The sequence below is a fragment of the Micromonospora sp. NBC_01699 genome, from assembly GCF_036250065.1.
Taxonomy (GTDB): domain Bacteria; phylum Actinomycetota; class Actinomycetes; order Mycobacteriales; family Micromonosporaceae; genus Micromonospora_G.
Map to the genome: position 1 here is coordinate 2,958,973 of NZ_CP109199.1, position 11,961 is coordinate 2,970,933.

The 11,961-nt window shown below is 72.5% G+C and carries 13 protein-coding genes and 1 pseudogene; 10 read left to right on the plus strand and 4 right to left on the minus strand.

The window, feature by feature from the left end; genetic code table 11:
• Nucleotides 1-8 precede the first annotated feature (8 nt).
• A complete protein-coding gene (locus OG792_RS13245; RefSeq protein WP_329111245.1) occupies nucleotides 9-845 on the minus strand; it encodes an AfsR/SARP family transcriptional regulator in 837 nt (278 codons plus the stop codon).
• Between the two features lie 475 nt (nucleotides 846-1,320).
• Here OG792_RS13245 and OG792_RS13250 point away from each other — a divergent pair, with 475 nt between their 5' ends.
• The 10 genes and pseudogenes from OG792_RS13250 (at nucleotide 1,321) to OG792_RS13295 (ending at nucleotide 10,033) form a co-directional block, all read left to right on the plus strand.
• Nucleotides 1,321-1,665, plus strand: a complete 345-nt coding sequence (locus OG792_RS13250; RefSeq protein WP_329109779.1) for a TcmI family type II polyketide cyclase — start codon at nucleotides 1,321-1,323, stop codon at nucleotides 1,663-1,665.
• Nucleotides 1,662-3,464: an acetyl-CoA carboxylase carboxyltransferase subunit alpha gene (locus tag OG792_RS13255; protein WP_329109780.1), complete on the plus strand. Its 1,803-nt coding sequence runs from the start codon at nucleotides 1,662-1,664 to the stop codon at nucleotides 3,462-3,464. The genes OG792_RS13250 and OG792_RS13255 overlap by 4 nt, the downstream gene beginning before the upstream one ends.
• Nucleotides 3,461-3,928, plus strand: coding sequence for an acetyl-CoA carboxylase biotin carboxyl carrier protein (gene accB, locus OG792_RS13260; protein ID WP_329109781.1), 468 nt, complete (start codon nucleotides 3,461-3,463; stop codon nucleotides 3,926-3,928). The genes OG792_RS13255 and accB overlap by 4 nt, the downstream gene beginning before the upstream one ends.
• An 18-nt stretch (nucleotides 3,929-3,946) precedes the next feature.
• Nucleotides 3,947-5,407 carry an acetyl-CoA carboxylase biotin carboxylase subunit gene (locus tag OG792_RS13265; RefSeq protein WP_329109782.1) on the plus strand — a complete coding sequence of 487 codons (1,461 nt, stop codon included), beginning with the start codon at nucleotides 3,947-3,949 and terminating at the stop codon, nucleotides 5,405-5,407.
• Complete coding sequence (locus OG792_RS13270; protein WP_329109783.1) at nucleotides 5,404-6,282, plus strand: SRPBCC family protein; 879 nt, start codon at nucleotides 5,404-5,406, stop codon at nucleotides 6,280-6,282. The genes OG792_RS13265 and OG792_RS13270 overlap by 4 nt, the downstream gene beginning before the upstream one ends.
• Nucleotides 6,275-6,694 carry a cupin domain-containing protein gene (locus OG792_RS13275; protein WP_329109784.1) on the plus strand — a complete coding sequence of 140 codons (420 nt, stop codon included), beginning with the start codon at nucleotides 6,275-6,277 and terminating at the stop codon, nucleotides 6,692-6,694. The genes OG792_RS13270 and OG792_RS13275 overlap by 8 nt, the downstream gene beginning before the upstream one ends.
• Complete coding sequence (locus OG792_RS13280) at nucleotides 6,691-7,962, plus strand: beta-ketoacyl-[acyl-carrier-protein] synthase family protein (protein ID WP_329109785.1); 1,272 nt, start codon at nucleotides 6,691-6,693, stop codon at nucleotides 7,960-7,962. Before OG792_RS13275 ends, OG792_RS13280 begins: the two co-directional genes overlap by 4 nt.
• The gene (locus tag OG792_RS13285) at nucleotides 7,959-9,218 is read left to right on the plus strand and encodes a beta-ketoacyl synthase N-terminal-like domain-containing protein (RefSeq protein WP_329109786.1); all 1,260 of its coding nucleotides are present in this window, start codon (nucleotides 7,959-7,961) and stop codon (nucleotides 9,216-9,218) included. The genes OG792_RS13280 and OG792_RS13285 overlap by 4 nt, the downstream gene beginning before the upstream one ends.
• 17 nt (nucleotides 9,219-9,235) lie before the next feature.
• Nucleotides 9,236-9,541: pseudogene (locus OG792_RS13290) on the plus strand (antibiotic biosynthesis monooxygenase family protein); the annotation flags it as partial.
• Between the two features lie 123 nt (nucleotides 9,542-9,664).
• Nucleotides 9,665-10,033 (plus strand): SchA/CurD-like domain-containing protein, encoded by a 369-nt coding sequence (locus tag OG792_RS13295; RefSeq protein WP_329109787.1) that lies wholly within the window; start codon nucleotides 9,665-9,667, stop codon nucleotides 10,031-10,033.
• A gap of 77 nt (nucleotides 10,034-10,110) precedes the next feature.
• Here OG792_RS13295 and OG792_RS13300 read toward each other — a convergent pair whose 3' ends face one another.
• The 3 genes from OG792_RS13300 to OG792_RS13310 all read right to left on the minus strand — a co-directional run bounded on the left by OG792_RS13300 (nucleotide 10,111) and on the right by OG792_RS13310 (nucleotide 11,959).
• Complete coding sequence (locus OG792_RS13300; RefSeq protein WP_329109788.1) at nucleotides 10,111-10,728, minus strand: DedA family protein; 618 nt, start codon at nucleotides 10,726-10,728, stop codon at nucleotides 10,111-10,113.
• 13 nt (nucleotides 10,729-10,741) lie between these two features.
• Nucleotides 10,742-10,888 carry a hypothetical protein gene (locus OG792_RS13305; protein WP_329109789.1) on the minus strand — a complete coding sequence of 49 codons (147 nt, stop codon included), beginning with the start codon at nucleotides 10,886-10,888 and terminating at the stop codon, nucleotides 10,742-10,744.
• A 108-nt stretch (nucleotides 10,889-10,996) separates the two neighbouring features.
• The gene (locus OG792_RS13310; RefSeq protein WP_329109790.1) at nucleotides 10,997-11,959 is read right to left on the minus strand and encodes a PDR/VanB family oxidoreductase; all 963 of its coding nucleotides are present in this window, start codon (nucleotides 11,957-11,959) and stop codon (nucleotides 10,997-10,999) included.
• Nucleotides 11,960-11,961: the final 2 nt, after the last annotated feature.

Genomic DNA, 11,961 nt, shown 5'->3' on the forward strand with positions numbered 1-11,961 from the left:
CGTCGAGGTCAGGGCCGCGGACCGCGCGGCACCGGGGGCGGCGGGGGTTTCGGGGAGTACGGGTAGCGGCCCGGCGTCGTACCCGACGTCGGGCCGCCGCCGATTGGGGCGAGAATGTCCGCGAGCAGGGCCCGCATCGCCACCGACGGCTCCAGTTGGAGTTCACTCAGGATCAACTGGCGGTACGCGTAGAAGGCGTGCAGCGCCTCGTACGCGTTCCCCTCGGCGAGGTGCACCTGCACGATCAGCCGGTGCGGGGTTTCCCGCAACGGTTCGGCCCGCATCGCCTCCAGTGCCGCCTGCAACGCCTCGCCGTGCTGACCGGCCCGCAGGTACGCGTGGGCGACCTGCTCCAGCGTGTGCAGGCGCAACTGCCGCAGCCGCTCCCGTTCCACCAGCACCCAGTCGTCGTACCAGCCGGGCAGCAGGTCGTGCCGGCCGGCGGCGAGCACCCCCTCGGCCCGGCGCGGGTCACCGCCCTCGCGTACCCGGGCGGCGGTGCGGACCAGGTCGTCCACGTCCACCTCGACCCGCCCGTCGAGGCGTACCGCGCCGCCGGCGGTGAGCACCGGGCAGCTCCCGCCGCGACGCAGCCGCCACAGGGCCGTACGCAGTCGGGACAGCGCCCGCTCCTCCGGTGTGTCCGGCCAGAGCAGCCCGGCCAGGTGCGTACGCGTGGCACCCGGCCGCAGCCCGATCAGCGCGACGACCCGTTGCAGTCCCCGTGGTACGACCGTGGGTGTGCCGGCGTGCAGCAGGCGGAAGCCGTCGAGCAGGAATAGTTGGACGGTCCCCGCCGAGGAGTGCTCGCCGGGGACCGGTTGGCGGAGCACGGTGGGCGCCATGCTGCTGTCAGAGGTCATGGTCGAACCCCCTGCACCGGAACCTTGTCCCGAACCGTGCTGACCGGGGAAGTGGTGCCCCGGTCTGGCTGGGCATGACCGTGGCGCCAACGGCTCTGTCGTTGAACTGTCCCATGCCCCCGAAAGTGTGACGAAGAGTAGCAATCGCCCATATCCTCGGTCAATCTTAGGGGCGATCTTCCGACTTCCGCGCGCCCCGGCGGGTCGGCGACTCGTTGGGTGACGTCCCGGCCGGCGTCACCGCAACGTCACCGGACCGGGTCACCGGGCGGTGGACCCGAGTGACATCCCGTTGACGGCCCCTGGCGCATCGTGACCAGCGTTTCTGTGGATGCGCCGTCGCCTCCGCAGGCGGCGGCGACCGGAAACCCCGCTGGTCCGATCGCACTTCGCGCCACATCACGTCCCGACCCGGGATCCGAGCCGGTCCGGGGCACAGAACGTTGGGAGGTAGCAGATGCATCGATCGCTGATCGTCGCCAGAATCATGCCCGGCGCCGAGTCGGAGGTGGCCCGGATCTTCGGCGAGTCCGACGAGACGGAACTGCCGGCCATCGTCGGCGTACGACACCGGTCCCTGTACCGCCTCGACGATCTCTACGTGCACCTGCTGGAGACGGTGGAACCGGTGGCGGCCGGACTGATGGCGGCCAGCCGGCACCCCGAGTTCGTACGGATCAGCGAGCGGCTGGGGCCGCACATCTCGCCGTACCTGTCGACCTGGCGCTCGCCGCGCGACGCGGTGGCCGGCTGCTTCTACCGGTGGGACGCGTCGGTCCCGGTGACCGGGAGCGGACGATGACCGTCACCACCACCGAGTCGGTCGCGGACCAGTTCTGGACCCGCTGCCGCTCCTGCTCCTCGCTGCTCTACCGAAAACGCCTGCGTCGCAACCTCGACGTCTGCCCCGAGTGCGGCGACCACCAACGCCTGGCCGCGCCCGAACGGATCCGGCAACTGGTCGACCCGGGCAGCTTCGCCGAGCTGCCCGCCGAGGTCGTCCCGGTGGACCCGATCGAGTTCGCCGACTCGGTGCCGTACCCGCAGCGGCTGGCCGCCGCCCGCGCGGACACCGGCCTGGCCGAGGCCGTGCTCTGCGGCGAGGCCCGGATCGACGGCCACCCGCTGGTCGTCGCGGTGATGGACTTCAGGTTCCTGGGCGGCAGTCTCGGCACCGTCGTCGGCGAACTGATCACCCGGGCCGCCGAGCGGGCCCTCGACCGCGGCCTGCCCCTGCTCCTGGTCACCGCGTCCGGCGGTGCCCGGATGCAGGAGGGGGTGCTGTCGCTGATGCAGATGGCCACGGTCAGCCAGGCCATCGCCGCGCTGGGCGAGGCCGGACTGCTCACGATCAGCCTGGTCACCGACCCCACCTTCGGCGGCGTGGCCGCCTCGTTCGCCACCAACACCGACCTGGTGGTGGTGGAGAGCGGCGCCCGGATGGGCTTTGCCGGGCCCCGGGTGATCCACCAGACCATCCGCAAGCCGCTGCCGGACGGCTTCCAGACCGCGGAGTTCCTGCTGCGCCACGGCCAGGCCGACATGGTGGTCGAGCGGTGGGGCCTGCGCGCCCGCCTCCGGTCGCTACTCGCCGCCGCCCACGCCGCCCACACTGCCCGTGCCGCCCACCCCGCGCCTTCCGCCCGTGCCGCCCACCCCGCGCCTACCGCGCACGCCGCCCACGCCCATGCCGGCGCGGCCGGGGGCGGCGAGACGACGACGGCGGCTGCCGGGGCGGTGCCGTCGGTGCTGATCCGGGACCCGGGCCGGCTCGCCGAGCCGGACGGCTGGCAGGCCGTGCAGGCCGCCCGCCACCTGGACCGGCCGACCACCCTGGACTACCTGGCCACCGCGTTCGACGGCTTCACCGAACTGCACGGCGACCGGCTCGGCGCCGACTGCCCGGCGATCGTCGCCGGCCTCGCCCGCCTCGGCGACCAGCACCTGGTGGTGGTCGGGCACCAGAAGGGACACCACACCAAGGACCTGCTGGCCCGCAACTTCGGCATGCCGGCACCGGCCGGTTACCGCAAGGCCCAGCGGGTGATGCGGCTGGCCGTCCGGCTCGGGCTGCCGATCGTGACGCTGATCGACACACCCGGCGCGTACCCGGGCATCGAGGCCGAGGAACAGGGCCAGGCCGCCGCGATCGCCGACAGCATCCTGGCCATGACCGGCCTGCCGGTCCCGGTCGTCGCCGTGGTCACCGGCGAGGGCGGCAGCGGCGGCGCGCTCGCGCTGGGGGTCGCCGACCGGGTGTTGATGCTTCAGAACGCGGTCTACTCGGTGATCAGCCCGGAGGGGTGCGCGGCGATCCTCTGGAACGACCCGACCGCCACCCCGAGGGCCGCTCGGGCGCTCCGGGTCACCGCCCCCGACCTGCTCCGGCTGGGCGTGGTCGACGGGGTCGTGCCGGAGCCGCCGCAGGGCGCGCACACCGATCCGCTCGCCGCCGCCGACCTGCTGCGCCGGGCCGTCGTGGAGACGCTCACCCCACTGTTGCGGGTGCCGGCCGACGCCCTGGTCCGTCAGCGCCGGCTGCGCTTCCGCAGGTTCGGCGCGGGCGGCCGTCCGGTGCTGCCGCCGGTGGGTCCCCGGTGACCGGCGAGGTGTCCGACGAGGAGCATCTGCTGGCGCAGCTGCGCGAGCAGGCGAGCCGGCTGGTGGCCGAGGTGGCCGGGCCGCTGCGCCGGATCAGGATGCGCAGCGGCAGCGCGGTGCTGGAGATCGAGTGGCACGGCGTACCGGCACCGGTCGCGGACGTACCCGATCGGACCGTGCTCGCGGGGTCGATGGTGGCCGGAGCCCCGGCCGACCGGGAATCCGCCGACTGGGTGGTGGCACCAATGGTCGGCACGTTCTACCGGGCGGCCGAGCCGGGGGCGGCGCCCTTCGTCGAGGTCGGTGACCTGGTCGAGCCCGGACAGGTGATCGGCATCGTCGAGGCGATGAAGCTGATGAACCACATCACGGCCGAGCACGCCGGCAAGGTCGCCGAGGTGCTGGTCGGCAACGGCGAGCCGGTGGAGTTCAACCAGCCGCTGATCGCCCTGGTATCCGCCTGACGCACAGGACGGTGTCCGATGTTCGAAAAGCTGCTGATCGCCAATCGGGGCGAGATCGCCCTGCGGGTTGCCCGCGCCTGTCGGGAACTCGGAATCCGTACGGTAGCGGTGCACTCGACCGCCGACCGTGACTCGGCCGTGGTCCGGTACGCCGACGAAAGTGTCTGTATCGGACCGGCGGCCAGTCGGCACAGTTACCTCAACGCCGCCGCGATCATCGAGGCGGCCCGGCAGACCGGCGCCGAGGCGATTCACCCCGGCTACGGCTTCCTCTCCGAGGACCCCGACTTCGCCGAGATCTGTGCCGACAACGGGCTGGTCTTCGTCGGCCCGCGCCCCGAGGTGATGGCCGCGCTCGGCGACAAGTCCCGGGCCCGGGCGCTGATGCGCGACGCGGGGCTGCCGTTGCTGCCGGGCAGCGTCGAGACGCTGGCCACGGTGGGGGAGGCCCGCGCGGTCGCGGACGAGATCGGCTACCCGGTGATCATCAAGGTGGCCGCCGGTGGTGGTGGTCGCGGCATGACCGTGGTCTGGTCGGGCGCCGACTTCGCCCGCGCGTACGCGCACACCCGCACCGTGGCCCGCGCGGTCTTCTCCGACGACCGGGTGTACGTGGAGCGGTACCTGCCCCAGGCCCGCCACGTCGAGGTGCAGGTGCTCTGCGACGGGCACGGCGGCGGGGTGCACCTGGGCACCCGCGACTGTTCGGTGCAGCGCCGCCACCAGAAGCTGGTGGAGGAGGGCCCGGCGCCGGCGCTCTCGGTCGCCACCCTGGAGGCGATCGCGGCGGCCGGGCTGCACGGTGCGCTCAGCGTCGGGTACAGCGGTGCCGGCACGGTCGAGTTCCTGGTGGACGAGGCGGAGCGGTTCCACTTCATGGAGATCAACTGCCGGATCCAGGTGGAGCACCCGGTCACCGAGATGATCAGCGGGATCGACCTGGTGCACGAGCAGCTCTACGTGGCCAGCGGCGTACCGCTGCGGGTCCGCCAGGACGAGGTCCAGTTGCGCGGCGTCGCGATCGAGTGCCGGGTCAACGTGGAGAACCCGGACCGGGACTTCCTGCCCACTCCCGGCCGGCTGGACCGGTTCCAGCCACCCGCCGGTCCGTTCACCCGGGTCGACACCCACGGCTGGCCCGGTTACGTGGTCGGGCCGCACTACGACTCGCTGCTGGCCAAGGTCGTGGTGTGGGCGCCGGAGCGGGCCCTGGCGCTGGACCGGATGGAACGCGCGCTGGACGAGTTCGACATCGCCGGACCCGGCGTGCACACCACCATCCCGTTCATCCGGCGGGTCCTGGACGACGCCCGGTTCCGCAAGGGCCGGTACTCCACCGACCTGGTCGACCGCCTGCTGCGCGACGCCGGCGCACCCGGCGATCCGCCGCACCCCCGCTCGATCCCGCTCGACCCCGGACCGGTTCCGGGCGTCGACTCCAGACCAGAACCGATCGTCCGAGCCAAGGAGACCAGATGACCGTGCAGAGGGCGGACAAGCGGCTGGCGACAGCCGAGGACATCACCTCGATCCTCGTCCGCAACTGCGGACTCGACGCCGACTCGGCCGCCGCGGCACCCACCGCGTCGCTTGAGGAACTCGGCATGGACTCCCTCGCCCTGCTCGAACTACAGGCCGTCGTCGCCGACCGGTACCGGGTACAGATCCCGGACGAGGTGAAGCACCTGACCATCGCCGACATCGCCGAGCTGGTGGACCGCCAGGCCGACCAGGCCACCGTGCCGGTACAGGCGACCGGGGCCGGCGCCGAACCCGTCGAGGGCGACACCGGGGCGACGGAACCGGCCGCGGCCACCACCGGGCCGGTGACCACCATCGAACCGGTCGCCACCGTCGGCGGGGATCCGCCGGGGCACACGGAGAACAGCATCGTGATCGCCGCACCCCGGCAGCTCGTCTGGGACCTGACCAACGACGTCAGCCGCTGGCCGACGCTGTTCACCGAGTACCAGATCGCCGAGGTGCTGGAACAGCGGGGCAACCGGGTGCTGTTCCGGCTCACCATGTTCCCGGACGAGAACGGCATCGCCTGGAGCTGGGTCAGCGAACGCACCACCGACCCGATCACGTACGAGGTGCACGCGCGCCGGGTGGAGACCGGGCCGTTCGCGTACATGCGGATCTACTGGCGCTACGACGAGGTTGCCGGCGGTACCCGGATGACCTGGGTGCAGGACTTCGCCATGAAACCCACCGCCCCGGTCGACAATCCGCAGATGGTCGACCGGATCAACGGCAACAGCAAGATCCAGATGAGCGTCATCCGTGACCAGATCGAGGCGGCCGCACGTGAGCGGGCCCTCGACGTACCCGCCGGGGGCGACGATGAGTGAGCGAGAGTCGTACGTGGTGGCCGCCCGGGACGTGCCGCCGGACCAGCGACGCGGTGGCGAGCTGCGGGTGCTGCTCGGCCCGAAGACCGTCGGCGCCACCTCGGGCTTCATGGGCGTGGCCACCCTCGCACCCGGCGAGCGGATCGCCGAGCACTACCACCCGTACAGCGAGGAGTTCCTCTACGTCGCGCGCGGTGCGATCACCGTCGACCTCGACGACGCACCGGTGCCGGTCGGCGCGGGCGAGGCGCTGTTCATCCCGGTCGACACCCGACACCGGTTGCGCAACACCGGCGACGAACCGGCCGAGGTGGTCTTCCAACTCGGACCGCTGGCCCCCCGCCCGGAACTGGGGCACGTCGACACCGAACGTGCCGGCGCCCCGCCGACCAGACCGGAGTTCGCGTCATGACGGCGCGCCGCACGGTGGTGACCGGCATCGGGGTGGTCGCTCCGGGCGGGCCGACCCGCAAGCAGTTCTGGGCCACCATCACCGACGGCCAGACGGCGACCCGCCGGATCAGCTTCTTCGACCCGTCGCCGTTCCGCTCCCAGATCGCCGCCGAGTGCGACTTCGACCCGGTCGCCGCCGGTCTCACCCCGAGGGAACGGCGCCGCGCCGACCGGTACGTCCAGTTCGCGCTGGCCGGCTCGATCGAGGCGCTGGCCGACAGCGGACTCGACCTGACCGAGGCGACCCGGTCGCGTACCGGCGTGGTGCTCGGCTCGGCCGTCGGCGGCACCATGGCCCTCGAAGACGAGTACGTGGTGGCCAGCGACGCAGGCACCCGCTGGCTGGTCGACCACGAGTGCAGCGGCCCGTACCTCTATCAGGCGCTGGTCCCGAGCAGCCTGGCGGCGGACGTGGCGGTCCGGCACGAGCTGCACGGACCGGCGCAGGTGATCTCCACCGGCTGCACCTCCGGCATCGACTCGATCGGGTACGCCTACCAGCTCATCACCGACGACGAGGCGGACATCGTGGTGACCGGTGCCTCGGACACGCCGATCTCCCCGGTGACCGTCGCCTGTTTCGACGCGATCAGGGCCACCACCCCGGACAACGACGACCCGGCGCACGCCTCCCGGCCGTTCGACCGGGACCGGCACGGCTTCGTGCTCGCCGAGGGCGCGGCGGTGCTGGTGCTGGAGGAGCTGGAGCACGCCCGGCGCCGGGGCGCGCACATCTACTGCGAGGTCGGCGGGTACGCCAACCGGAGCAACGGCTACCACATGACCGGGCTGCGGCCCGACGGCGTCGAGATGGCGCTGGCGATCAGCTCCGCACTGGACCAGGCCCGGGTCAACCCGGACGAGGTCTCGTACATCAGCGCGCACGGGTCGGCCACCCGGCAGAACGACCGGCACGAGACGGCCGCGTTCAAGCGCTCGCTCGGCCCGGCCGCGTACCGGGTGCCGATCAGTTCGATCAAGTCGATGGTCGGGCACTCGCTCGGCGCGATCGGCTCGATCGAGATGGCCGCCTGCGCCCTGGCGATCGAGTACGGCGTGGTGCCGCCGACCGCGAACTGGGCCAACCGCGATCCCGAGTGCGACCTCGACTACATCCCCAACACCGCCCGTGACCTGCCGGTCGACGTGGCCCTGTCGGTCGGCAGCGGCTTCGGCGGCTTCCAGTCGGCGATGGTGTTCAAGCGGTTGCGGGAGCTGCACCGATGACGCCACGGCCGGTGGTCACCGGCATCGGCGTGGTCGCGCCGAGCGGGATCGGCACCGAGGCGCACTGGAAGAGCGTGCTGGCCGGCGAGAACCGGATCGGCCGGATCACCCTGTTCGATCCGGACCGCTATCCGACCACCCTGGCCGGCGAGGTCGCCGACTTCGACGCCGCCGCCTTCGCCGACAACCGCCGGCTGGTGCAGACCGACCGCTGGACCCACCTCGGTTTCGCCGCCACCCGGCTCGCCCTCGCCGACGCCGGCCTGCCCGAGGTGGCCACCGACCCGTACGGCTACGCGGTCACGCTGGCCAGCTCCTCCGGCGGCAACCTGTTCGGCCAGCGCGAACTGCAACGGCTGTGGGGGCAGCCGGCGCGGACCGTCGGGGCGTACCAGTCGATCGCCTGGTTCTACGCCGCCAGCGTCGGCCAGGTCTCCATCCACCACCAGTTCAAGGGACCGTGCGGGGTGCTGGTCGCCGAGGCGGCCGGCGCGCTGGACAGCCTGGCCCACGCCGCCCGGATCATCCGCCGGGGTACCCCGGTGGTGATCGCCGGCGGGACCGAGTGCCCGCTGAGCCCGTACGCGCTGGCCTGCCAGATCCGCAACGGACTGCTCAGCGACAGCGACGACCCGCAGCGGGCGTACCTGCCGTTCGACGTCGCCGCGTCCGGTTACGTGCCGGCCGAGGGCGGAGCGGTGTTCGTGGTCGAGGACCTCGAACACGCCCTGGCCCGGGGGGTGACCACCGTGTACGGCGAGATCGCCGGCTGGGGCGCCACCCACGACGGCCGGCACACCGTACGGGTCGGCGCCGCCGACGAGACGCAGTACGCCCGCTCGATGCGGCTGGCGCTGGAGCGGGCGCGGTGCCCGCCCGAGGAGGTGGACGTGGTGTTCCCCGACGCGTTGGGGGTGCCGCGTTACGACCGGGCCGAGGCGGCGGCGCTGCGTAGCGTGTTCGGCCCGGACTCGCCGCCGGTGACCACCCAGAAACCGCTGATCGGGCGGGCCCACCAGGGCGGTTCGGCGCTGGACGCGGCAAACGCGCTGCTCGCCCTCCGGCACCGGGTGCTGCCGCCGACCGCCGGACTCGACCGGCCGGCTCCGGGGTGCGAGCTGGACTTCGTCCGGCAGGCGCGGTCCGGCCCGGTCCGTACGGCGCTGGTCGGCGCGCGGGGTTTCGACGGATTCAACAGTTCGGTGTTGATCCGTGCCTACCAGCCGCCCGGTCAACGGGCCGGCGGCGAGCAGTGATCCGGAAGGGGACGGCCATGGCTGGATCGGGCAAGGGGCGGGTGGTGTTCCTCATCCGGATACCGGCGGAGCGGACCGACGAGTTCCTCCGGGCGTACGACCGGATCCGCTACCAGGTCGCCGAGGGGGTGCCGGGGCACCTGGTGGACCAGGTCTGCCGCTCGCTCACCGACCCGGAGCAGTGGTTGATCACCAGCGAGTGGGCGTCGCTGGCGCAGTTCGAGGCGTGGGAGCGCAGCGGCGAACACCGCGAACTGGTCGGGCCGATGCGCGAGTGCATGACCGAGGCCCGCTCGATGCGGTTCGTCGTCCAGGAGCAGACCTCGGCCCGCCGCGGTGCGCCCGAGCGGGACGCGTCCGGGGACCGGGTGGACGAGGAGATGGAGACGGTGACGGTGGAGGTCTGACCGGGACGCCGCCGCGCCGACCGAGGGAAGGAAGAACGGATGGGTTCGAACTGGCACGCGCTCTACTACCCGCTCAAGCCGGGTAGCGAGGAGAAGGTCAAGGAGCTGTTCCGGATCAGCGGGCGGCCCCGGTTCGAGATCTTCGGCGATGACGGGCAGCTGGTCGGGCGGCTGCTCGGCACGATGGCCTTCGTCGGCCGGGAGATGGCCGTACGCGTGATCGAGGTCGAGGGCCCGCTCGGTCTGGTCGCCGCGCACATGAGCCGGCAGGAGGCGGTACGGGAGTTCGAGCGGGAGTTGCAGGAGCATCTCGCCGTACCCCGGGACATGGCCACCCCGCAGGGTGCCCGGGACTTCTTCCGCAGCGCCTCGATGGAGTGCGTCCTGTCCCGTCGGCACGACCAGTAGTGCGGCGGGCTGTCCGGCCCGGTGCGGTGGTAGCTCGGGTGGCGGTACGCCCTCCCGAGCTACCCACGGGGGACCGGTCAGTGGTCGTGCCGCCGCTTGCGTCGCCGTACGATCAACCAGCGGACGACCACCGCCAGCACCACGGCCACCGCCAGCCCCACGCTCGCCTCGCCGAGGTAGCTCTGCGCCTTCTGCCACGACGCGCCGAGGACATAGCCGATCAGGATCACCGCCGTCGCCCAGGTCACCCCGCCGATCACGTTGAAGGCGAGAAACCTGCGGTACGGCATCCGGGTCATCCCGGCCAGCGCCGGCACCAGCGCCCGCAGCACCCCGACCCAGCGGCCGAGCATGACGGCGGACGGGCCGTGGCGGTGGATGAACCTCTCCGCCCGCTGCCAGCGTTCCTCGCCGACCCACCGCCCCAACCGGCTGTGCCGCAGCGGCATCCCGACCCGGCGACCGATTTCGTATCCGACGCTGTCCCCGACGACGGCGCACACCGCCGCGATGATGACCAGCGCGGCGATGTTGGTCCGACCGGTCGCGGCGAGCGCACCGCCGATCAGCAGGGCCGTCTCACCGGGGAGGATCAGCCCGATGAAGGCCGCGCACTCGCCGAACGCGAGCAGCCCGACGATGACCAGCAGCGGCCAGCCGGACAGGTTGGACAGCGCGTTGTTGAGCTGGTCCACCCGCGCGCCCCGCTCAGCCGCCGCCGGACGGCGCGCGGGTCGGGTCGCCGCCCGTCCGGCGCGCGTCGACTCCGACGGGTGTGCGCATCGTGTCCTCTCGTCCGGCGGGTACGGCCGCCGGCATCGCGAGCGGCGGTGGACCTTCGGCCACCAGCACCATCAGAACACCCCGCGGGGGCAGGGCCGGGGGAAATCGCCCAGCCCTGCCCCCGCCCGCGCCCTTCGGGCTGGCACGGGGTGAGCACCCCCGACGTCCGCCCGAGCCCGCTCAGAGATCGAGTACGAGTCGCCGCCCCCGGGACCGGGAGACGCAGATGTACATCCGGTTGTTGGCCGCCCGGTCCTCCTCGGTGAGCAGCGAGTCCCGGTGGTCGGGCTCCCCGGCGAGCACGCTCGTCTCGCAGGTCCCGCAGGTCCCCTCGGTGCAGGAGTAGTTCACGTCCACCCCGGCGGCCTCGATCGTCGCCAACACCGAGCGGTCCGGCGGTACGGTCAGCACCAGTCCCGACGCCGCGAGTTCGACCTCGAACGAACCGTCCAGGACCGGCGCGCCCTGTTCCCTGGGGGCGAACCGTTCCACCCGCAGGGTGCCCGGCCGCCGCTGCCGGCAGGCCGCTTCCATGGCGAGCAGCAGGGGTTCCGGCCCGCAGCAGTAGACCAGGGTCGTCGGGTCCGGGTCGGCCAGGATGTCGTCGAGGTCGAGCAGCCCGGTTTCGTCCTGCGGCCGGATCGTCACCCGGTCGCCGTACCGCTCGGTCAACTCGTCCACGAAGGCCATCGAGGAGCGGGTCCGGCCGCCGTACACCAGCCGCCACGGCACACCGGCGGTCTCGGCGGCGGCGAGCATCGGCAGGATCGGGGTGATCCCGATGCCACCGGCGACGAAGACGTAACGGGGTGCCGGTTCGAGCGCGAAGTGGTTGCGCGGGCCCTGCACCCGTACGGGATGGCCGGGCCTCAGGGTGTCGTGCATGAACCGGGAGCCGCCGCGGGAGGCCGGCTCCAGCAGCACCGAGATCGTCCACTGCCCCGGATCGGCGGCGTCGCCGCAGAGCGAGTACTGCCGGGTGGTGCCGTCATCCATGATCACGTCGATGTGGGCGCCGGCCGCCCAGTCCGGCAGCGCGCTCCCGTCGGGCTGGGCCAGGGTCAGCCGGACCACGCCGTCGGCAGCCTGTTCCCGGCGCCGGACGACCAGGTCGAGCTTCTCCTCGTCTCCGGTCCCGCCCATGT